This is a genomic window from Caulobacter ginsengisoli, from assembly GCF_030814835.1.
Taxonomy (GTDB): Bacteria; Pseudomonadota; Alphaproteobacteria; order Caulobacterales; family Caulobacteraceae; genus Caulobacter; species Caulobacter ginsengisoli.
This window is the reverse complement of record NZ_JAUSVS010000013.1, coordinates 43,171-63,326: the sequence shown is the minus strand read 5'-3', so window position 1 is coordinate 63,326 and position 20,156 is coordinate 43,171. Positions and strand designations below refer to the sequence as shown.

At 68.9% G+C, this 20,156-nt stretch carries 19 protein-coding genes; 4 read left to right on the top strand and 15 right to left on the bottom strand.

The annotated features are described in order from the left end of the window. Positions 1 to 47: 47 nt before the first annotated feature. Entirely contained in the window at positions 48 to 1,721 is a 1,674-nt protein-coding gene (locus QO010_RS22315; protein WP_307352814.1) for an acyl-CoA dehydrogenase family protein, read from the top strand. On the opposite strand, the gene QO010_RS22310 is transcribed toward QO010_RS22315, so the two are convergent. Next, the gene (locus tag QO010_RS22310; protein WP_307352812.1) at positions 1,718 to 2,242 is read right to left on the bottom strand and encodes a hypothetical protein; all 525 of its coding nucleotides are present in this window, start codon (positions 2,240 to 2,242) and stop codon (positions 1,718 to 1,720) included. The two genes, QO010_RS22315 and QO010_RS22310, sit on opposite strands and share 4 nt — an antisense overlap. Positions 2,243 to 2,325: 83 nt before the next feature. Then, positions 2,326 to 2,808, bottom strand: a complete 483-nt coding sequence (locus QO010_RS22305; RefSeq protein WP_307352811.1) for a peroxiredoxin — start codon at positions 2,806 to 2,808, stop codon at positions 2,326 to 2,328. A 115-nt stretch (positions 2,809 to 2,923) separates the two neighbouring features. On the opposite strand from QO010_RS22305, the gene QO010_RS22300 reads away from it, so the two are divergent. Further along, positions 2,924 to 3,505 (top strand): YqgE/AlgH family protein, encoded by a 582-nt coding sequence (locus QO010_RS22300; RefSeq protein ID WP_307352810.1) that lies wholly within the window; start codon positions 2,924 to 2,926, stop codon positions 3,503 to 3,505. Here QO010_RS22300 and QO010_RS22295 read toward each other — a convergent pair. The 12 genes from QO010_RS22295 to coxB all read right to left on the bottom strand — a co-directional run bounded on the left by QO010_RS22295 (position 3,502) and on the right by coxB (position 14,909). Next, positions 3,502 to 5,172, bottom strand: a complete 1,671-nt coding sequence (locus QO010_RS22295) for a putative bifunctional diguanylate cyclase/phosphodiesterase (protein ID WP_307352809.1) — start codon at positions 5,170 to 5,172, stop codon at positions 3,502 to 3,504. The genes QO010_RS22300 and QO010_RS22295 overlap by 4 nt on opposite strands. Positions 5,173 to 5,204: 32 nt before the next feature. After that, positions 5,205 to 5,801, bottom strand: coding sequence for a GNAT family N-acetyltransferase (locus QO010_RS22290; RefSeq protein ID WP_307352808.1), 597 nt, complete (start codon positions 5,799 to 5,801; stop codon positions 5,205 to 5,207). A gap of 30 nt (positions 5,802 to 5,831) precedes the next feature. Next, positions 5,832 to 7,100 carry a M16 family metallopeptidase gene (locus QO010_RS22285; RefSeq protein ID WP_307352807.1) on the bottom strand — a complete coding sequence of 423 codons (1,269 nt, stop codon included), beginning with the start codon at positions 7,098 to 7,100 and terminating at the stop codon, positions 5,832 to 5,834. Next, entirely contained in the window at positions 7,097 to 8,506 is a 1,410-nt protein-coding gene (thrC, locus tag QO010_RS22280; protein WP_307352806.1) for a threonine synthase, read from the bottom strand. Before thrC ends, QO010_RS22285 begins: the two co-directional genes overlap by 4 nt. Beyond that, positions 8,506 to 9,225 (bottom strand): SURF1 family protein, encoded by a 720-nt coding sequence (locus QO010_RS22275; RefSeq protein ID WP_307352805.1) that lies wholly within the window; start codon positions 9,223 to 9,225, stop codon positions 8,506 to 8,508. Before QO010_RS22275 ends, thrC begins: the two co-directional genes overlap by 1 nt. Further along, the gene (locus QO010_RS22270; protein WP_307352847.1) at positions 9,215 to 9,577 is read right to left on the bottom strand and encodes a DUF983 domain-containing protein; all 363 of its coding nucleotides are present in this window, start codon (positions 9,575 to 9,577) and stop codon (positions 9,215 to 9,217) included. The genes QO010_RS22275 and QO010_RS22270 overlap by 11 nt, the downstream gene beginning before the upstream one ends. After that, positions 9,574 to 10,455 carry a cytochrome c oxidase subunit 3 gene (locus tag QO010_RS22265; RefSeq protein ID WP_307352804.1) on the bottom strand — a complete coding sequence of 294 codons (882 nt, stop codon included), beginning with the start codon at positions 10,453 to 10,455 and terminating at the stop codon, positions 9,574 to 9,576. Before QO010_RS22265 ends, QO010_RS22270 begins: the two co-directional genes overlap by 4 nt. A gap of 62 nt (positions 10,456 to 10,517) precedes the next feature. Continuing rightward, positions 10,518 to 11,039: a cytochrome c oxidase assembly protein gene (locus tag QO010_RS22260; RefSeq protein WP_307352846.1), complete on the bottom strand. Its 522-nt coding sequence runs from the start codon at positions 11,037 to 11,039 to the stop codon at positions 10,518 to 10,520. Positions 11,040 to 11,088: 49 nt separating this feature from the next. Next, complete coding sequence (locus tag QO010_RS22255; protein WP_307352803.1) at positions 11,089 to 11,241, bottom strand: cytochrome c oxidase system small membrane protein; 153 nt, start codon at positions 11,239 to 11,241, stop codon at positions 11,089 to 11,091. Beyond that, positions 11,241 to 12,242 (bottom strand): heme o synthase, encoded by a 1,002-nt coding sequence (gene cyoE / locus QO010_RS22250; protein WP_307352802.1) that lies wholly within the window; start codon positions 12,240 to 12,242, stop codon positions 11,241 to 11,243. The genes QO010_RS22255 and cyoE overlap by 1 nt, the downstream gene beginning before the upstream one ends. An 82-nt stretch (positions 12,243 to 12,324) precedes the next feature. After that, entirely contained in the window at positions 12,325 to 13,980 is a 1,656-nt protein-coding gene (ctaD, locus tag QO010_RS22245) for a cytochrome c oxidase subunit I (protein WP_307352801.1), read from the bottom strand. Between the two features lie 17 nt (positions 13,981 to 13,997). Next, the gene (gene coxB, locus QO010_RS22240) at positions 13,998 to 14,909 is read right to left on the bottom strand and encodes a cytochrome c oxidase subunit II (protein ID WP_370873845.1); all 912 of its coding nucleotides are present in this window, start codon (positions 14,907 to 14,909) and stop codon (positions 13,998 to 14,000) included. Between the two features lie 239 nt (positions 14,910 to 15,148). Between coxB and tldD the strand changes: the two genes are divergently transcribed. Continuing rightward, positions 15,149 to 16,576, top strand: a complete 1,428-nt coding sequence (gene tldD / locus QO010_RS22235; protein WP_307352799.1) for a metalloprotease TldD — start codon at positions 15,149 to 15,151, stop codon at positions 16,574 to 16,576. 151 nt (positions 16,577 to 16,727) lie between these two features. Continuing rightward, a complete protein-coding gene (gene ggt, locus QO010_RS22230; protein WP_307352798.1) occupies positions 16,728 to 18,452 on the top strand; it encodes a gamma-glutamyltransferase in 1,725 nt (574 codons plus the stop codon). A 201-nt stretch (positions 18,453 to 18,653) separates the two neighbouring features. On the opposite strand, the gene QO010_RS22225 is transcribed toward ggt, so the two are convergent. Further along, a complete protein-coding gene (locus tag QO010_RS22225) occupies positions 18,654 to 20,156 on the bottom strand; it encodes a sensor histidine kinase (protein ID WP_370873844.1) in 1,503 nt (500 codons plus the stop codon).

Genomic DNA, 20,156 nt, shown 5'->3' with positions numbered 1-20,156 from the left:
ACATAGTCCCTCTCGCGCGGCGAAAAAGGGGCGGGTAAAGGAGTTCCATGACCTATGCCCCGCCCGTGAACGCCCTGATGTCGGCCCTGACTGTCGCCGGCTATGACCGCCTGGCCGAGCTGTTTCCCGACGCCGACGCCGATACAACCCGGGCCATCCTGGAGGCGGCCGGCGATTTCGCCGCCGACGTCATCGCCCCGCTGAACCGGGCCGGCGACCTGCAGGGCGCGCGGTATGAGAACGGCGCGGTTACCGCCGCCCCCGGCTTCGCGGCGGCCTACAAACAGTTCAGCGACGGCGGCTGGAACAGCCTGTCGGCCGATCCCGAGCACGGCGGCCAGGGCCTGCCCAAGGCGCTGGAGATCGCCGTCTTCGAGATGATCCAGGCCGCCAGCCTGGCCTTTGGCCTCTGCCCCATGCTGACCCAGGGGGCCATCGAGGCCCTGGCCGAGCATGGCACGCCGCGACAGAAGGCCCTCTACCTGCCCCGCCTGGTCTCCGGCGAATGGACCGGCACCATGAACCTGACCGAGCCGCAGGCCGGCTCGGACCTGGCGGCCATCACCACCCGGGCCACCCCCGACGACCAGGGCGGCTATCGGCTGGACGGCCAGAAGATCTTCATCACCTGGGGCGACCACGACGCCGCCGACAACATCGTCCACCTGGTGCTGGCCCGCCTGCCCGACGCTCCGCCGGGGGTGAAGGGGATTTCGCTGTTCCTGGCTCCCAAGACCCTGGTCGGCGAGGACGGAGCGTTGAAGGGCCGCAACGACCTGCGCCCCGGCTCCATCGAGCACAAGCTGGGCATCCACGGCTCGCCCACCTGCGTGATGCTGTTCGAGGGCGCCCAGGCCGAGCTGGTCGGCCAGGAGAACCAGGGCCTGGCCCACATGTTCACCATGATGAACGCCGCGCGTCTTCAGGTCGGGGCTCAGGGGGTCGGCATAGCGGAGCGGGCCTACCAGCAGGCCCTGGCCTTCGCGCTGGAGCGCAGGCAGGGCCGGGCGACCTTCGCCTCGGAATACCCCGCCCGCATCTTCGACCATCCCGACGTGCGGCGCATGCTGATGACCATCAAGGCCCGCACCCAGGCGGCCCGGGCCATCTGCCTGATGACGGCGGTGTCGGCGGACCTGGGCCAGCTGGCGACCGACCCGGCCGAACGCGAGGCGGCCAGACTGCGCGAGGAGTTCCTGACCCCTATCGCCAAGGCCTGGTCCACCGACCTGGGCGTCGAGGCCGCCAGCCTCGGCGTGCAGGTCCACGGCGGCATGGGTTTCATCGAGGAGACCGGCGCGGCCCAGCACTACCGCGACGCCCGCATCCTGCCGATCTATGAGGGCACCAACGGCATCCAGGCCCTGGACCTGATCGGCCGCAAACTCTCACTTGGAGGCGGGGCGGCGCTGCAGGGCCTGCTGGCGGATATCCGCCGGGACGCGGCGGGCCACGAACTGGAAGCGCCGCTCACCGCCGGCGCCGAGGCCCTGGAGGCCTGCGCCGCCTGGCTCTCCGAGCGCAAGGGCAGCGCCGACGCCCAGGCCGGGGCCACGGCCTTCCTGAAGCTGGCGGGCGATGTCATCGGCGGCTGGCTGCTGGCCAAGGGCGACGACGCGGCCCTGGCGCGGTTCTATGCGGGCCAGGTGCTGGCCGCCGCGCCAGCCCAGGTCGCAGCGGTCACCCAGGGCGCGGAGCTTCTGGAAGCTTTCACCGGTTAGACGCGATCGAGAACGAGAACCGCGACCTCGCCGGCCTTGCCGCCGAGCCGGTTGGTCCAGCGGATGACCAGCCGGCCGTTGGGACTGTGGATTTCCATCATGCGCATGAGGCCGCCGCCGGGCGGCTCACGCATGGAATCCTGTTCCTGATAGAGTTCCGGCAAGGCCAGAAGCGCGTCCAGCGCCTCAGCATCGCCTGCCGCCAGCACCCCGGTCTTGTCCATGATCTTCCCGGGCTTGATCTCCAGCATCCCGGACCGTTCCTCGCCCACGGTGCTGATCGTCCAGCGGCCGGCGGCGTCTCGCGCGGCGACGGTCATGAATTCGATGGTGCTGTGGTGAGCGGCCTCGCCATGGAGATAGATGATGGAATCGCCCGTTGGCGGCGTCCGGCCATAGCGTTCGAACACCCCAAGGCCCCGGACGATTTCCGGGTCCAGCGTCTCAACGGAGGTCCCGGCCCTGGCGGCCGGGGCAAAGGAAAGGGCCGCTAGCGAGAGGATTGCGTGACGCCGGTTCATGCGCTGAAGGCTACAGCAGACCTTGGAAACGAAAAAGGCGGACCAACCGGCCCGCCCTCTCCAACTCGAACTGTCCGCCCGGCCTAGACCTGCGCCAGCATGTACTCGGCCGACGAGACCTTGAACTCGCCGCCCTGCTCGACATTCAGGGTCTCGACGACGCCGTCCTTGACGACCATCGAGTAGCGCTGGCTGCGGGTGCCCATGCCGAACTTGGAGCCGTCCATCTCCAGGCCCACGGCCTTGGTGAAGTCGCCGTTGCCGTCGGCCAGCATCAGCACGTCGTCGCCGACGCCCTGGTCGGCGCCCCAGGCCTTCATCACGAACACGTCGTTGACCGAGACGCAGGCGATCGTATCCACGCCCTTGGCGCGGAACTCGGCGGCCTTTTCCTTGAAGCCCGGCAGGTGCTTGGCCGAGCAGGTCGGGGTAAAGGCGCCCGGCAGGGCGAACAGGGCGACGGTTTTGCCCTTGGTCAGTTCGTCGACCGTGATCGGCTTGGGGCCTTCGGAGCCGAAGGTCATGAAGGTGGCGTCAGGCAGCTTGTCGCCGACTTTGATGGTCATGGATCGTCCCTCGAATAGGCGGTTATGGGTGAACTTCGCTCGCCAGATAGGCGTATCGGCGCGCCTCGCCAAGCATTGACTTGAAAGCGCCGACTTCCGGAACGATCTTTCCCCCATGCACGATCCCACCGAGGGCGAATTCCTGACCGGCAAGCTGCTGATCGCCATGCCCGGCATCGGCGACGACCGCTTCGAGCGGGCGGTGGTCTACCTCTGCCGTCACGACGAGGAGCACGCCATGGGCCTGGCGGTGAACCGCCCCGTCGACGGCCTCAACATCCCCGACCTGCTGGAAAAGCTGGGCGTCGACACCCACGGCGCGACGCCAACCCGGCTGGACGCGGTGCTGGTCGGCGGGCCGGTCGAGCGCGAGCGCGGCTTCGTGCTGCACACCGACGACTATGCCTGCGAGGGCGCCACCCTGCCGATCAACCACGGCCTGGCCCTGACCACCTCGCGCGATGTGCTCGAGGCCCTGGCGCAGGACGGCGCGCCGCGGAAGGCCTTTCTGGCGCTGGGCTATGCCGGCTGGGGCCCTGGCCAGCTGGAGCGCGAGGTGCGTGAGAATGTCTGGCTGGTCGCCGAGCCCGACGAGGCGCTGATCTTCGACGACGACCACGAGCACAAGTGGTCGCGGGCGCTGGGCGTGTTGGGGGTCAATGCCGGGGCGCTGTCGGGCAGCGCAGGCCGCGCCTAGCCGCGGGTGCGGACCGGCGCCGCCCCGTCCACATAGCTTTCGTTCAGATAGACCTCGGCCTCCTGGGGCGACAGCGGCGGGGCGTAGCCGAAGCCCTGGCCGTAGTCGCAGCCCAGCTGCATCAGCCCGCCGGCCATCACCGCGTTCTCGACCCCCTCGGCGACGACCTCGAGGTTGAGGTCCTGGCCCAGCTGGATCACCGACTTGACGATGGTGGCCGAGCCCTCGTTGACGCTCATCGTCCGCACGAAATAGCGGTCGATCTTCAGGGTGTCGAACGGCAGGCGGGTCAGGTAGCTCAGCGACGAGAACCCCGTTCCGAAGTCGTCCAGCGCCAGGCCGGCCCCCGCCGCGCGCAGGCGCTGCAGCACTTTCGCCGCGGCCTCGGGGTTCTGCATGATGTCGCTCTCGGTGATCTCCAGTTTGAGCACCTTGGGCGGCAGCTTGTATTTGGCGATGATGCCGGTGATGTCCTCGACCAGGTTGTCGCGGTGGATCTCGCCGGTGGAGAGGTTGACGCTGACCGTGAAGTCGCCGGCCAGGGCATGGCTGTCGCGCCAGGCCGCCAGCTGGCGGGCCGAGGAGCGCATCATGTGCGCCCCCAGTTCGCTCATCAGCCCCATCTCCTCGGCCAATGGCAAAAATTCGTCGGGCGGCAGCAGGCCCCGGCGCGGGTGGCGCCAGCGGCAGAGGGCCTCGAACCCGGCCAGGGCGCCGGTCGAGAGGCGCACGATCGGCTGGAAGAACGGCACGATCTCGCCCCGGGCCACGGCGCCGCGCAGATCGGCTTCGAGCGCCAGGCGCGAGAGGCCGTCGCTTTCCATGGCCCGGCCATAGGCGGCGGCGCCGCCGCGGCCGCCATTGGCCTTGGCGTTCTCCACGGCCAGTTCGGCCCGGCGCAGCATCTCGGCCGCTTCCGGCGCGTCTTCGCCGCCCTCGACGTCGACCGCGCCGACCGAGAGGGTGGGGTGAATGTCGAAGCCGGCGACCCGCAGCGGCTGTTCCAGCGCCAGGCGCAGGGTCTCGGCGGCGTCGCTCCGGCCGGGGGCGGCCAGCACGGCGAACTCGTCCTCACCGACCCGGGCCATGATGGCCCCGGCCGGGAAGGCGGCGGCCAGGCGCGAGCCCAGGGCGGCCAGCACCAGGTCGGCCCGCTCGTGACCCAGGGCCTCGTTCAGGCGGCGCAGGCGGTCCAGGTCGGCGACGACCAGTTCGTGGCGGCCCGGCGTCTGCAGGCGCTCGCGGGCCCGGGTGATGAAGCTGCGGCGATCGAGCAGCCCGGTCAGCGGATCGGTCTCCGCGGCGGCGAACCGCATTTCCAGCGCCGCCAGGCCGGTGGCGCGCACGCCCTCTTCCAGCCAGACCCCGCGCCAGACGCAGATCGGCCCGCCACGCATGCGCAGGCGGACGGCGATTTCCATGCCGGGGTCGTGAATGCGCAACAGGTCGTCGGCGCTGGCCCGATCTTGCGGCTGGGCCAGGGCGCGGAAGGCGGCGGAGGAGCATTCGGGGGCCAGCGGACCCATGCCCAGCGACCGGGCGGGGCCATAGACGCGCAGGCGGTCGAGCTCGGGCTCCCAGGTCCAGAGCACGACTTCAGCGCCGCCCAACGCCTCGAGCGTCGCGGTCGCGTCCCAGCCTCTGCGCTCACTCCCGAAGGACGCCATTCCCGGACCAGATACCGGTTTTACCGGCCACCCTATTCGGCGCTGTCTCGCGCACGGTCGCGGGAGATCAGTCCGAACAGACGATGATCTCGCCAAACGCCGTTAATTTTCAAATAAGCCTTGGCAAATCCCTCTTCGGTGAACCCTGCTTTGAGCAGAAGGTTGGCCGAGGGTTCGTTGGCTTTCAGGCAGGCCGCTTCCAGGCGCGAGAGGGCCAGGGCGCCGAAACTGAAGCGGCTGACTGCCTTCACCCCCGCCAGGATATAGCCGCGCCGCGCGAACTTCTGGCCGGCCCAGTAGCCCAGCGTGCCGGTCTGGGCGACACCCCGCCGGACGTTGGAGAGGGTGACCCCGCCGACCAGGGCGTCGTCCTCGCGGTTGAAGACGAAGAAGGGATAGGCCAGCCCCAGATCCATGTCCCGCCGCCAGGCGTCCAGCCGCCGGCGATAGGCCGGGCGGGTCAGGTCGTCCTCGGCCCAGGTCGGCTCCCAGGGCTGCAGGAAGGCGCGGGATTCGTGGCGCAGCTGGGACCATTCGGCGTGATCGGACATGCGGGGGGGCCGCAGGCCGACGATGCCGCCGTCCAGCCGCAGGCCGCTTTCCGTCGACATCCAGTCCAGCATCGCCATGGCGGAAAGGTGCGCCCTTGACCGATTTGGTCAAGCGCCGAAAAGCGCCGTCTCGAACGCGGCGGGCGCCGACAGGGCCGCCTTCGACCCCAGCACCGAACCCACCGACAGCTTCGGCCCCACCAGCCGGCCGGCCAGGCGGGCGATGTCGGCGGGCGTCACCGCGTCGATGGCGGCGGCCAGGTCGGCGGCGGTGAACAGGCGGTCGAACAGCAGAATCTGGCCCGCCGACTGCTCGGCGCGGTTCAGCGGCTGTTCGCGGCCCATGAACATCGAGGCCTTGAGCTGGGCCTTGGCCCGGGCCAGTTCGGCGGCGCCGATCGAAGCGCCCAGGTCGAGGATTTCACCGGCGGTGACCTTGGCCAGTTCGGCGGCGTCCTTGGCCGCGCAGCCGGCATAGACGCCCAGCACCCCGCCATCGGGATGGGTCTCGGCATAGGCGTCGATGGCGTAGGCCAGGCCGCGCTTCTCGCGGGCCTCCTGGAACAGGCGCGAGGACATGCCGCCGCCCAGAGCCTCGACGAAGACGCGGAGCGGGAAATAGTCGTCGTCCCCTGCGCCAGGGGCGGGCAGCAGCAGGACCAGATGCGCCTGTTCCAGCCGGCGGTCCTTGGCGGCGACACCGGCGGTGAAGACGGCGGGCGGTGGGACCGGCGCGCCGGCCTGCGCGGGCAGATGGCCGAACTCGCGCTCGGCCAGGGCCAGCAGTTCGGCCTCATCCACCGCCCCGGCGGCGCTGACCACCAGGCGGTCGGGGGCGTAGAGGGCGGCGCGCCAGGCGGCGAGAGCGGCCGGGTCGGCGGGCTTGATGGATTTGACCGTACCCAGGATCGGCCGGCCCAGCGACTGACCCTGCCAGCAGGCGGCCTGGGCCAGTTCGAAGACCAGGTCGTCGGGGGTGTCGGCGGCCTCGGCGATCTCCTGGCCGACCACCTGCTTTTCCTTCTTCAGGTCGCCGGCGTCGAGAGTGGGACGCAGGACCAGGTCGGCGACGACGGCCATCCCTAAGTCCAGGCCGCCCTTCAGGGCCCGCACCTGGAAGCTGGTGCGCTCATAGCCGGTGGCGGCGTTGAGCTGGCCGCCTTCCTGCTCGATGACCTCGACGATCTCGCGGGCCGAGCGGTCGCCGGCGCCCTTGAACACCATGTGCTCGAGCAGGTGCGACCAGCCAGAGCGGGCCTCGTCCTCGTAGCGGGCGCCCCGGCCGGCCACGACCGACAGGGCCAGGGTCTCCAGCCCCGGCATCGGATCGCAGATGACGCGGACGCCGGTGGTCAGGCGGTGCAGGCGGGCGCTCATCCGATGGCGAAATCGCGGACATAGGCCTTCACCGCCTCGCCATCGGCGGGCAGGCGGTCGAAGCGCTCGGGCCGGGCGGCAAGCTCGCCGGCGCCGCGCGGCGAGGGCGGGATGACGCCGGTGGCGGCGTGGACGGCTTCGGTGAACTTGGCCGGATGGGCGGTGGAGAGCACGATCTGCGGCGCGTAGGGGCTGGGCGAGCCCAGGCGGCGAGCGGCGGCCACGGCCACGGCGGTGTGGGGATCGATCAGTTCGCCGGTCTCGTTGAGGGTCGAAACCATGGCGGCCGAGGTGTCGGTCTCGCTGACCGAGGCGCCGGCGAAGAGGTCGCGCATGGCGGCGAGCGCCGCGGGCGGGATGTCCAGGCCGCCGGTGCTGGCGAAGGCCTGGAAGGCGCGGCCGGTCTCAAGCCCGTCGCGGCGGGCGCATTCGAAATAGAGGCGCTCGAAGTTGGAGGCGACCTGGATGTCCATGGCCGGGCTCTGGGTCGGGGCGACGACGCCGCGGCTGTAGCGCCCTTCGGTGAAGGCGCGGGCGACGATGTCGTTGCTGTTGGTGGCGGTCAGGATGCGGCTGATCGGCAGGCCCATGGCGTGGGCGACATAGCCGGCGAAGGCGTCGCCGAAATTGCCGGTTGGGACCACGAAGGCCGGCGAAGTGGCCGGCGCGCCCAGGGCCACGGCGGCGGTGAAGTAGTAGACGCACTGGGCGGCGATGCGGGCGAAATTGATCGAGTTGACCGCCGACAGGTCGACGGCGGTGCGGAACTGGTCGTCCTGGAAGGCGGCCTTCAGGATGCCCTGGCAGTCGTCGAAGGTGCCCTGCACGGCCACGCAGCGGACATTGGCCTCGGTCGCCGTGGTCATGAACCGGCGCTGGACCTCGCTGATCCGGCCATCGGGGAAGAGCACGACGATGTTGACGTTGCTGCGGCCCCGGAAAGCCTCGACCGCCGCTCCGCCGGTGTCGCCGCTGGTGGCGGCCAGGATGGTGATCTTCCGGCCCTGGCGCTTGAGAGCATAGTCGTAGAGCCGGCCCAGCAGCTGCATGGCCACGTCCTTGAAGGCCAGGGTCGGGCCGTGGAACAGCTCCAGCAGATAGGTGTCGGGATAGAGCTGCTTCAGCGGCGCGGTGGCCGCGTGGCTGAAGCTGTCATAGGCCTCGCGGCACATGTCGCCGAGGACGTCGGCGGGAATCTCATCGCCGGCGAAGCGGCCCAGCACGGCGGCGGCGACCTGATGGTAGGGCTTGCCGCCGAACGCGGCGATCTCTTCGGGCGTGAAGGCGGGCCAGGTCTGCGGCACATAGAGGCCGCCGTCGGGGGCCAGGCCGGCCAGCACCGCGTCCAGGAATCCGATAGGCGGCGAGTCAGGCCCGCAGCCCGAACGGGTGGAGATGTAGTTCATTATGCCTTCCGACGTCGCCAGAGCATGGCGCCATAGACGGCGGCCAGGGCCCCGGCAAGGCCGAACCAGGTCAGGGCGTATTCCAGGTGGCGGTTGGGGATGTCGCTGGGCAGCGGCGCGGGGACCAGCGCCTTCCACTCGGGATTGCTGGAGGTCTCGGCGCTGAGCATCAGCGGGGCCAGCGGGCGGGTCGCGCCCAGGGCCTTGCCGATGGCGGCCAGGTCGCGGCTGAAGAAGCGGCCGTCCTGCGGCGGCGGGGTGAAGGCGTTGCCGTGGTCGCCCCGGCGCAGCAGGCCGACGATGGCGACCGGCGTCTGGCTCTCGGTCTGGGGCGGGCGGGCCGAGATCGTGCCGGCGACGAAGCCGCGGTCGACCAGCAGGGCCAGCTTCGAGTCGGTGGGATGGCAGAGCGAGACCAGCCGGTCGCCGGCCTGGCCCTCGCCGATGGCGTAGATGGCCACGAAGCGGGCGGTCGCCAGGCCCGGGCAGACCACCCGGACCCGGGTGAACTCCGGGTTCTCGGCGCTGGCCAGGCCCGCATCCAGCGACACGGCCGGCGCTGTGCTGCGGGCGGCGATCTGGGCGAGCAGGTTCTGTTTCCAGGCCAGCCGCTGGAGCTGCCAGACCCCAAGGCCGATCAGAATGGCCATGGCGATGGCCGTGGCGATGGTCAGGCCGATCGGAAAACGGCTGCCCCGCTCGGACGTCTCAGACGTCATGGCGTCCGGCTTGCGAGGCCTTGTGCACGAACTGGGCGGCGACCAGCAGGCCCTTCATGGGCCGCAGCAGGCCGAGGCAGGTCACCACGGTCATCGGCATCCAGAAGGCCAGGACCAGCCAGACCGGCCAATGGAAGGCGAACAGCGAGAACAGCGTCCCGAACGCCATCAGGAAGCCGGCGATCATGATCACGAAGACGGCGGGGCCGTCACCGCTGTCGGCCTTGGAGAGGTCGAAACCGCAGGCCTCGCAGGTCTGGGACACCTTGAGGAAGCCCTCGAACAGATGCCCTTCGCCGCACTGGGGACAGCGGCCCGCCGCCCCCGCCAGGTACGGGTTGGTCACGCTCAGTTTGTGGTCCCGAAGATCACGTAGATGAAGGCGAACAGGAACAGCCAGACCACGTCGACGAAGTGCCAGTACCAGGCCGCCGCCTCGAACCCGAAATGCTGTTTGGGGCTGAAGCCGCCGCCCAGCAGGCGCAGGAAGCAGACGGTCAGGAAGATGGTCCCGATCAGCACGTGGAAGCCGTGGAAGCCCGTGGCCATGAAGAAGGACGAGCCATAGAGGCCGGCATTGGCCGCCTCTTCGGAGTAGAACAGCTTCTCGGTCAGGATGTGGTGGTACTCATAGGCCTGGATCGAGGTGAACAGCACGCCCAGCAGGATGGTCAGGAAGAGGCCGATCTTGGCGCTCTTGCGGTCGCCCTGCTGCAGGGCGTGGTGGGCCCAGGTCACCGTGGTGCCCGAGAGCAGCAGGGTCAGGGTGTTGATCAGCGGCAGGTGGAAGGCCGGCACCAGTTCGATGCCCTTGGGCGGCCAGGTCTTCCAGGCTTCGGCGACGCCTTCGAAATTGCCGACCTCGGGGGTCAGGACGCGGTGGCCCGAGAACAGGGCCATCTCGAAGAAGATCCAGAACCAGGCGACGAAGAACATCACTTCCGAAGCGATGAACAGGATCATGCCGTAGCGCAGGCCGATGGAGACCACCGGGGTGTGGTCCCCCTGGTTGGCTTCCTTGGTCACCTGCATCCACCAGCCGAGCATGGTGTAGAGCACGCCGGCCAGGCCGCCGATGGCCATGATCCAGTTGCCCTTGGGAATGCCGAACAATCCCTTCATGCCGACGACCACGCCCATCAGCATGACGGTGGCGGCGATCGAACCGAGCAACGGATAGTGGCTCGGATTGACGAGATGGTAGTCGTGCTTGACGCCGTCGTGGGCCATGTCGTGCCTTAACCTTCTTCCCCTCACGCGGGCCCCCTGGGGGTCCCGACGAATCCTGCCTGCTATAGCCCTGCCTTCACCTTTCCGCCAAGGGGTCCAGAGGCGCTCTCGGCGCGTTTCTGGTCCACCGGGAAGAAGGTGTAGGACAGAGTGACCTCGCCTGAACCGCGGGTCTCGAAATCATCGGCGTATTTCGGATCGACGAAATACAGCACCGGGAACTCCATGGTCTGGTGCGGCCCGATCGTCTGGTCCGAGAAACAGAAGCATTGCAGCTTCTGGAAATAGGCCCCGGCCTGCTCGGGCAGCACATTGTAGCTGGCCCGGGCGGTATAGGGTTTGTCGCTGGTGTTGGTGACCGTGAAATAGGCCAGGCCCGTCTCGCCGATCTTCAGCGTCTGGGTCAGCTGCCTGGCCTTGAAGTCGAAGGGCAGGTCCCGGACGTTGGTGTCGAAGCGGATGACGATGGTCCGGTCCAGCGCCTTGTCCGGCGCCTTGGCGGCCTGGCGCACCGTGCCGTCATAGCCGGTCAGCTGGCAGAAGGCCTTGTAGAGCGGCACGGCGGCATAGGCCGCGCCGACCATGCCGGCGAAGACGCCCAGGCAGACGACCGCGACCAGGGCGTTGCGGCGCTTAGAGGGGCCGGTTTGCAATCGCCCCTCCCATGTTCACGATCGAGACCACGAAGATCAGGATGATGAAGACCACCAGGCCCAGCGCGATGGCGAGGCTGCGCCCCTTGCGGGCCTTGGCCTGTTCGTCGGTCTCGTTGAAGGGGTTGGGCATCAGGCCAATCCACTGAAGAAGGGGCCGGTCAGGTTGGGCAGCGGCGCGATGCCGGCGAACTTCTCGACCAGCAGGGCCGCGAACAGCAGGGTCAGGTAGAGGATGGAGAAGGCAAAGAGGTTGCGGGCGTCCTTGGCGGCGGCCTTGACGTCGTAGAGGCCCTCCTCACGCTCGCCCGGGGCGTCGCCGGCCCGCGACCTGAACACCCGCCAGGCCAGCAGCAGGAAGACCGCCCCGCCCAGGGCCGAGACCGCCAGATAGGCCGGGCCGCCCAGGCCCGTGACGGCGGGGGCCAGGCAGACGGGGATCAGCACCAGGCTGTAGCCGAGGATCTGGCGGCGGGTGGAGGCCGCGCCCTTGACCACCGGCATCATCGGCACGCCCACCCTGGCGTAGTCGTCGCTGGTGTAGAGGGCCAGGGCCCAGAAGTGCGGCGGGGTCCACAGGAAGATGATGGCCACCAGCAGCCAGGCGTTGAGCGGGGTCGAGCCCGAGGCCGCCGCCCAGCCGATGGCCGGCGGCAGCGCCCCGGCCAGGCCGCCGATGACGATGTTCTGGGCCGTCCAGCGCTTGAGCCACATGGTGTAGATCACGGCGTAGAACAGGATGGTGAAGGCCAGCAGGCCGGCCGCCAGCCAGTTGGTCGTCATGCCCATGAACATGACGGAAAACAGCGACAGCACCACGCCGAGCGTCAGAGCCTCGACCCCGGCCACCTTGCCCATCGGCACCGGCCGGCCGCGGGTGCGCCGCATCTTGGCGTCGATGTCGGCGTCGAACCACATGTTGAGCGAGGCCGAAGCCCCCGCCCCCACCGCGATGCAGAGGATGGCCACGAAGGCGATGATCGGGTTGATCGGCTTGCCGGCGCAGACCAGGCCCGTCAGGGCGGTGAACACCACCAGGCTCATCACCCGCGGCTTGAGCAGCTGCAGATAGTCCGTCCACAGCGCCGACGCCGTGGAGGCGCTTGCTGGCGTAATGGCGGCGGGCTTGGTCAAGGCGGGTCTTTCGGAATGCTAAGGGGGCGCGGCGCTTGAAAAGCCCCGCGCCCCGAAGGTTACGCTTTGGCTGCGTTCGGTATCAGTGGCCGTCCTCGGCCTTGATCTCGGGCAGCTCGTTGAACTGGTGGAACGGCGGCGGCGAAGGCAGGGTCCATTCCAGGGTGGTGGCGCCTTCGCCCCAGGGATTGGCCTCGGCCTTGCGGCGGCGGATGGCCGCCTCGAGCAGCATGACCAGGAACACCCCCACGCCGACCAGGGTGATCAGGTAGCCGATCGATGAGATGTGGTTCCAGTAGCGGAAGGCCGGGGTGTAGTCGATGTCGCGGCGCGGCATGCCCTGCAGGCCCAGGAAGTGCTGCGGGAAGAAGATCACGTTGACGCCGACGAAGGTGATCCAGAAGTGGATGCAGCCCAGGGCCTCGTTGTATTTCACGCCCCACATCTTCTCGAACCAATAGTAGAAGCCGGCGAAGATGGCGAACACCGCGCCCAGGCTGAGCACGTAGTGGAAGTGGGCGACCACGTAGTAGGTGTCGTGCAGGCTGTAGTCGACGCCGGCATTGGCCAGCACCACGCCGGTGACGCCGCCGATGGTGAACAGGAAGATGAAGCCGATCGCCCACAGCATGGGCGTCTTGAAGTCGATCGACCCGCCCCACATCGTGGCGATCCAGGAGAAGATCTTCACGCCCGTGGGCACCGCGATGACCATGGTGGCGGCCACGAAATAGGCCCGCAGGTTGATGCCCATGCCCACGGTGTACATGTGGTGGGCCCAGACCAGGAAGCCGACGAAGCCGATGGCCACCATGGCGTAGGCCATGGGCAGGTAGCCGAAGACGGGCTTGCGCGAGAAGGTCGAGACGATGTGGCTGATCATCCCGAACCCGGGCAGGATCAGGATGTAGACTTCCGGGTGGCCGAAGAACCAGAACAGGTGCTGGAACATCACCGGGTCGCCGCCGCCGGCGGGATCGAAGAAGTGGGTCCCGAAGTTGCGGTCGGTCAGCAGCATGGTGATGGCGCCGGCCAGGACCGGCAGGGCCAGCAGCAGCAGGAAGACGGTGACCAGGATCGACCACACGAACAGCGGCATGCGGTGGATGGTCATCCCCGGGGCGCGCATGTTGAAGATGGTGGTGATGAAGTTGATGGCGCCCAGGATCGAGCTGGCGCCGGCCAGGTGCAGCGAGAAGATCGCCAGGTCCATCGAGGGCCCGGTATGGCCGATGGTCGAGAGCGGCGGATAGATGGTCCAGCCGCCGCCGAAGCCGTGGCCGGGGCCGCCGTCGACGAACATCGAGGTCACCAGCAGCACGAAGGCGGCGACCAGCAGCCAGAACGAGATGTTGTTCATCCGCGGGAAGGCCATGTCCGGCGCGCCGATCATGATCGGGACGAACCAGTTGCCAAACCCGCCGATCATGGCGGGCATGACCATGAAGAAGATCATGATCAGGGCGTGGCCGGTGACCACCACGTTGTAGCCGTGCTTGGACGCCTCGATCAGCGGCATGTACTGGGCCAGCCAGCTGCCGGCCTTGAAGACCTGGATGCCCGGCTCGGCCAGTTCCCAGCGGATCAGGCCAGAGAGGGCGCCACCCAGCAGGCCCGCCATGATGGCGAACAGGATGTAGAGGGTGCCGATGTCCTTGTGGTTGGTCGAGAAGAACCAGCGGGTGAAGAAGCCCGGCGTATGGGCATGATCGTCGTGCGCGGCGGCGGCGTAAGCCATCGGTCTACCTTCGCGAATCAAAGCTTGGCCGCGGGCGCAGCGGGAGCTGCGGCCGGCGGCGTCGTGGTGGCGGGCGCGGCGGGAGCGGCGGCGGCCCCTGCTGCGGCGGTCTGGGCCGGCGCGGCGGCCGGCGTGGCGGGCGTGGTCTTGGAGGCCACCCAGGCGTCGAAATCGGCCTGGCTCACCACCTTGATCTCGATGGGCATGTAGGCGTGGTCGACGCCGCACAGCTCAGAGCACTGACCGTAGTAGGTGCCGATCTTCTCGGCCTTGAACCAGGTTTCGTTCAGGCGGCCGGGGATTGCGTCGGTCTTGAGCCCAAACGCGGGCAAACCGAACGAGTGGATCACGTCGACGGCGGTCACCTGCACGCGGACCACCTTGTTGACCGGCACCACCATCGGGGTGGTCGCGGCCAGCAGGTAGGGCACGCCCTTGGCCTTGGCCTGGTCTTCGGGAAGGACCAGCGAGGTCTCCTCGGCGACCTTCTGGTCGGGATACTCATAGCCCCAGTACCACTGATAGCCGGTGGCCTTCACCGTCATGTAGGCGGGCGGCATGTCATGATACTTGAACAACAGGCTGAAGGACGGCACCGCGATGCCGACCAGGATCAGCACCGGCACGATGGTCCACAGGACCTCGATCACCGTGTTGTGGCTCCAGTTGGCCGGAACCGGATTGGCCTTCTTGTTGTAGCGGATCATCACCCACAGCAGCAGACCCAGCACCAGCAGGCTGATCGCCGTGATGATCGGCAGCAGGATCACGTTGTGGAAGAAGATGGCGTCGTGCTTGAGCACCGACGCCGCCGGCTGGAAGTCGATGCCTTTCGGCGTGGGCTGACCCAACGTGTCTTCAGCCCAGGCGCTCGCCGCAAGCGATGACGCCAGCATTCCGGCGCCCAGGCCGGCTGCCAGTTTCCGCATACCCTTCAAACTCGCCCTCATGAGCCTCACGTCCAAATGGCCGCTGCGCTGCGGAATGCGCACGCGATTCAACGCGCGCCCCCTTCGCCCGACCCTGCCGTCTTCAAGGGGGTCCATACGCGCTCGTTTCCGGATTGCCAACCCGCTAGACGGACCAGAACGGGTGATCTGGGCCCTGACCCCGCGACAAGGCGCGCCCGCGCCTCGACGAAAGCGGTCCGAGCGCCTATCTCGGAGGGATGAACGCGCCCTTTTCCCCTTCCCTGCTGGACTCCGCCGGTGTCGATCCCACCGAGGCCCAGTCGATTCTGAACCAGGCCCTGGCCGGCGCCGATGACGGCGAGCTGTTCCTGGAAAAGTCCGAGAGCGAGTCTTTCGTCTTCGACGACGGACGGCTGAAAAACGCCTCCTACGATTCGGGCGAGGGGTTTGGCCTGCGGGTGGTGGCGGGCGAAACCGCCGGCTACGCCCATGCCAGCGAGATCTCGGCGGCGGCGATCCGCAGAGCCGCCGACGCGGCCAGCCTGGCCAAGCGCGGCTATAGCGGCGAACAGGCCGAGGGGCCCAGGGCCACCAACACCAGGCTCTATGGCGAGGACGACCCGGTCGCCCGCCCCGGCTTTTCCGACAAGGTCGCCCTGCTGCAGGAGATCGACGCCTTCGCCCGCCAGCGTGACCCACGCGTCGTGCAGGTGATGAGCTCGATGCATGGCGAGCGGCGGACGGTCGAGATCCTGCGGGCCGACGGCCGGTTGGTCCGCGACGTGCGCCCACTGGTGCGGGTCAATGTCCAGGTCACCGTCGAGCGCGACGGCCGGCGCGAGACCGGCACGTCCGGGGCCGGCGGCCGGGCCAGCTTCGACGCCTGGGTGACGCCGGAGTCCTGGCAGGGCCAGGTCGACGAGGCCTTGCGCCAGGCCCTGGTCAATCTCGACGCCACCGACTGTCCGGCCGGCGAGATGGACGTGGTGCTGGGTCCGGGCTGGAACGGCGTCCTGCTGCACGAGGCGGTCGGCCACGGCCTGGAAGGCGACTTCAACCGCAAGGGCCTGTCGGCCTTCTCCGGGCGCATCGGCGAGCGGGTGGCCGCCCCCGGGGTCACCGTCTTCGACGACGGGACCATCCCGGGCCGGCGCGGCTCTCTGACCGTCGATGACGAGGGCACGCCCACCGAGCGGACCATCCTGATCGAGGACGGCATCCTGGTCGGCTACATGCATGACCGGATGAGCGCCCGGCTGATGGGCCTGACCCCCACCGGCAACGCCCGCCGCGAGTCCTACGCCCACATGCCCATGCCCCGCATGACCAACACCGGGATGATGGGCGGCTCGGCCGATCCGGCGGAGATGATCGCTTCCACCAAGCGCGGCCTCTATTGCGGTCATCTGGGCGGCGGCCAGGTCGACATCACCAACGGCAAGTTCGTCTTCCAGTGCACCGAGGCCTACCTGATCGAGGACGGCAAGATCACCCGCCCGGTCAAGGGCGCCACCCTGATCGGGGACGGCCCCTCGGCCCTGACCCGGGTGACCATGATCGGCAACGACTTCGCCATGGACCCCGGCATCGGCGTCTGCGGCAAGGCCGGCCAGGGCGTGCCGGTGGGCGTCGCCCAGCCTTCGCTGAAGATCACCGGACTGACCGTGGGCGGAACCAGCCTGTAATTATTTTCCGCTCATCCCCGCGAAAGCGGGGACCCAGGCGTTTTTTGTGCCTGCTGGCGCGGCGGAGAATTGACCCCGCCTGTGTTGCGACGTTGAAAAAGCCTGGGTCCCCGCTTTCGCGGGGATGAGCGGAAGTAAAAGCGGAGTCCCCATGCGCCCCATCGCCCTGCTCGCCGCCCTGGCTGTCGCCGGCTGCTCGATCATCCCGCAGGGTGTGGCGGCGCGGCTGCCGTTCCAGGCCAGGCCCGCGGAAGCCGCCGCCCCCGGCAAGCCCGCCATGGTCGCCGCCGCCAATCCGCTGGCGGTCGAGGCGGGGCTGCAGGTTCTGCGCCGGGGCGGCACGGCGGCCGACGCGGCGGTGGCGATCCAGGCGGTGCTGGGCCTGGTCGAGCCGCAGTCGTCCGGGCTCGGCGGCGGAGCCTTCATGACCTATTACGACGGCGCCACGGGCGAAGTGACCGCCTATGACGGCCGCGAGACCGCCCCGGCCGGCGCGACGCCCGACATGTTCCTGGGACCGGACGGCAAGCCGCTGGGCGTCATCCAGGCGATCCTGAGCGGCCGCTCCACCGGCGTCCCCGGCGCGGTGGCCATGCTGGCCATGGTCCACAAGGAGCACGGGCGCCTGCCCTGGAATAGCCTGTTTAGCGAAGCCGAGCGGCTGGCCGATCAGGGCTTTGCCGTGTCGCCGCGCCTGGCCATGTATATCGTCAGCCCCTTCCCCCAGGCCCAGACGCCGGACGCCAAGGCCTATTTCACCAAGCCTGACGGGGCGAAATACAAGGCCGGCGATATCCTGAAGAACCCGGCCTACGCCGCCACGGTGCGCAAGATCGCCGCCGAGGGCCCCAAGGCGATCCTGGAAGGCTCCATCGCCCAGGACATCGTCGCCCGCACCCATGCCGGCGACCTGCCCGGGACCCTGACCCTGGCCGACCTCAAGGCCTTCAAGCCGCGCAAGGCCAAGGCCCTCTGCGGCTCGTACCGGGTCTATATCGTCTGCACCAACAACCCGCCCTCGAGCGGGGTCGGTCTCCTCCAGGGCCTGATGCTGCTGGAGCGCACCGACATCGCCAGCCGGGGCCCCAACGACCCCGTCGCCTGGGTCCAACTCGCCCAGGTCGAGCGGCTGATGTACGCCGACCGCGACCGCTATGTCGGCGACATCGGCGCGGGCGTGCCGGTCAAGGGCCTGCTCGATCCCGCCTATGTCGACAGCCGCGCCAAGCTGATCGGCGAGACGGCCGGCCCGCCGCCCAGCTTCGGCTCGCCGCCCGGCGCCGGCGTCCGTGGCCCCGACAAGACCGTCGAGCCCGGCGGCACCTCGCATTACATCATCGTCGACCAGTGGGGGAATGTGGTGTCGATCACCACCACGGTGGAGAGCGTGTTCGGCTCAGGCCGGATGGTCGACGGCTTTTTCCTCAACAACCAGCTGACCGACTTCTCCTTCTCGCCGACCGATCCGGACGGCAGGCCGGCCGCCAACGCGGTGGCGCCCGGCAAGCGGCCGCGCTCGTCGATGACCCCGATCATCATGCTCGACAAGGAGGGCAAATTCTTCGCCGCCCTGGGCAGCCCCGGCGGCAACTCGATCATCTCCTACAATCTGAAGACCATCGTCGGCTTCGTCGACTGGAAGCTCACCATGCAGCAGGCCATCGACCTGCCCAACATGGTGGCGCGGGGCGGCTCCATCGGCGGCGACACCAACCTGTTCGCCCCCGGCATGGTCGAGGCCATGGCGGCGCGGGGCATCCTGCTGGGACCCAACAGGAGCGAGAATTCGGGGGTGCACGGGATCGTCGTGCGGCCGGGCGGCGTGCTGGAAGGCGGCGCCGACCCACGGCGCGAGGGCGTGGCCCGAGCCCCTTAAGAACTGGAGCCATTACTCAATACCGCTCATCCCCGCGAAAGCGGGGACCCAGGCTTTTTGCTGTTGAGGGCGCTTCCGACAGGCCCGGGCGACTGCAAGTCCGCTACGAAAAACGCCTGGGTCCCCGCTTTCGCGGGGATGAGCGGATTAAAAGTTATGCTAAGTTATTGAATTGTCTAAAGCTCAATTGAGTCTGCCCCCCTAGAGCTCGGCGGTTTTCTTGCGCACGCGTTTCGGCCTCTGCTCGGGCGCGCTGGCTTCCGGCGCCCCCGGCAGCCGCAGTTCGAAGATCGAGCCCTGCGGCCCGGTCTTGACCAGTTCCAGATCGCCGCCGTGCGCCTGGGCCAGTTCGCGTGAAATCGCCAGGCCCAGGCCCGTGCCGCCGCGCCGGGCGGAACCGGTGAAGGGCTGGAAGAGGGCCGCCAAGGCCCGCTGCGGCACGCCCGGTCCGTCGTCGGCCAGCCGGATCAGGCTGGCGCCGTCGTGCTGGACCAGGGTGACCGCGACCTCGCCGGTCGTTCGTCCCGCCTCCTCGATAGCCTCGCGGGCGTTGCGCAACAGGTTGACCAGGATGCGGTGCAGCTGGTCGGGGTCGGCGTTGACCTGGGCTTCCTCGGAAATGGCGGTGCGCAGCCGCACCCCCCGGGTCGAGAGGCCGGCGTCCTCGGCCGCCACGGTCAGGGCCGGGACCAGGGCCATGGGTCGGGCCTCGGGCGCGGCCTCCTGGGTCTTGCCATAGGTCAGGACGTCGGTGGCGAGGGTGATGGCCCGATCCAGGGCCCGCTCCAGGCGGGGCATGGCCCGGGCCACCTGCGGATCGCCGATGGCCGCCAGCCGCTCGGAGGCGATCTGGGCGCTGGTCAGCATGTTGCGCAGGTCGTGATTGATCTTGGCCACCGCCTCGCCCAGCGAGGCCAGCCGAGCCCGGCTGTTGAGGGCGGCGATCAGGTCGGTCTGCATCAGGTCCAGTTCGCGCTCGGCCCGGCCGATCTCGTCGCGGCGGCCCGAGGGGGCGATACGGGCGGCCGGGCTCTCGGGGTCGGCGCGGAAGCGCTCCATCGCCTGGGTCAGCTTGAGGATCGGCCGGACCAGGAAGATGTTCAGCGAGAAATAGACCGCCAGCCCGGCCAGGACCGAGACGAACAGGGTCACCGCCAGCAGCCGGCCGAGATATTCCAGCAGGGCCGCGCGGAGCGGGGCGTCCGGGGTGACGATCTCGATAAAGTCGATGTTGTCCAGCAGACGCGGCTTGGCGATCACCCGCACCATGCGGCCCGGCCCGCCGAACAAGGTCTGGAACGGCCCGGCCAGCCAGGAGGCCGGGGCCTGGTCGCGCAGGTCGACCAGATAGGGGGTGGGCATCGATCGGGGCGCCTGGAGGACCAGGCTGCGGGCGCCGTCGCTGCTGACCGCCACCGAGACCACCTCGGCGCCGTTCAGGAGGCGGTTGGAGAGCTCGCGGGTGACCTTGCGGTTGGGCGCGGCCGCGGTGGCCAGGGTGGCCAGTTCCGCGGACCGCACCCGGTCCAGCAGCTCCTGCTCCTCGAAGGCGGCCAGGGCCGGGGGCAGCACCAGGGCGGCGCCGACAATGACGAACAGCACGGTGAGCAGCAGCAGGCGCGCCGACAGGCCGCCGGGCCAGAGCCATCGGCGGATCGTCGGCTTTGCCGGTTCCTGCAGCGACCGGTCGTCGGCCATGCCCAT

Bases quoted from the DNA above. Each gene is read 5' to 3' on its own strand.
- QO010_RS22315 (WP_307352814.1), top strand. From the start codon at position 48: ATGACCTATGCCCCGCCCGTGAACGCCCTGATGTCGGCCCTGACTGTC.
- QO010_RS22310 (WP_307352812.1), bottom strand. From the start codon at position 2,242: ATGAACCGGCGTCACGCAATCCTCTCGCTAGCGGCCCTTTCCTTTGCC.
- QO010_RS22305 (WP_307352811.1), bottom strand. From the start codon at position 2,808: ATGACCATCAAAGTCGGCGACAAGCTGCCTGACGCCACCTTCATGACC.
- QO010_RS22300 (WP_307352810.1), top strand. From the start codon at position 2,924: ATGCACGATCCCACCGAGGGCGAATTCCTGACCGGCAAGCTGCTGATC.
- QO010_RS22295 (WP_307352809.1), bottom strand. From the start codon at position 5,172: ATGGCGTCCTTCGGGAGTGAGCGCAGAGGCTGGGACGCGACCGCGACG.
- QO010_RS22290 (WP_307352808.1), bottom strand. From the start codon at position 5,801: ATGGCGATGCTGGACTGGATGTCGACGGAAAGCGGCCTGCGGCTGGAC.
- QO010_RS22285 (WP_307352807.1), bottom strand. From the start codon at position 7,100: ATGAGCGCCCGCCTGCACCGCCTGACCACCGGCGTCCGCGTCATCTGC.
- thrC (WP_307352806.1), bottom strand. From the start codon at position 8,506: ATGAACTACATCTCCACCCGTTCGGGCTGCGGGCCTGACTCGCCGCCT.
- QO010_RS22275 (WP_307352805.1), bottom strand. From the start codon at position 9,225: ATGACGTCTGAGACGTCCGAGCGGGGCAGCCGTTTTCCGATCGGCCTG.
- QO010_RS22265 (WP_307352804.1), bottom strand. From the start codon at position 10,455: ATGGCCCACGACGGCGTCAAGCACGACTACCATCTCGTCAATCCGAGC.
- QO010_RS22260 (WP_307352846.1), bottom strand. From the start codon at position 11,039: ATGGTCGGCGCGGCCTATGCCGCCGTGCCGCTCTACAAGGCCTTCTGC.
- QO010_RS22255 (WP_307352803.1), bottom strand. From the start codon at position 11,241: ATGCCCAACCCCTTCAACGAGACCGACGAACAGGCCAAGGCCCGCAAG.
- ctaD (WP_307352801.1), bottom strand. From the start codon at position 13,980: ATGGCTTACGCCGCCGCCGCGCACGACGATCATGCCCATACGCCGGGC.
- coxB (WP_370873845.1), bottom strand. From the start codon at position 14,909: ATGCGGAAACTGGCAGCCGGCCTGGGCGCCGGAATGCTGGCGTCATCG.
- tldD (WP_307352799.1), top strand. From the start codon at position 15,149: ATGAACGCGCCCTTTTCCCCTTCCCTGCTGGACTCCGCCGGTGTCGAT.
- ggt (WP_307352798.1), top strand. From the start codon at position 16,728: ATGCGCCCCATCGCCCTGCTCGCCGCCCTGGCTGTCGCCGGCTGCTCG.
- QO010_RS22225 (WP_370873844.1), bottom strand. From the start codon at position 20,156: ATGGGCATGGCCGACGACCGGTCGCTGCAGGAACCGGCAAAGCCGACG.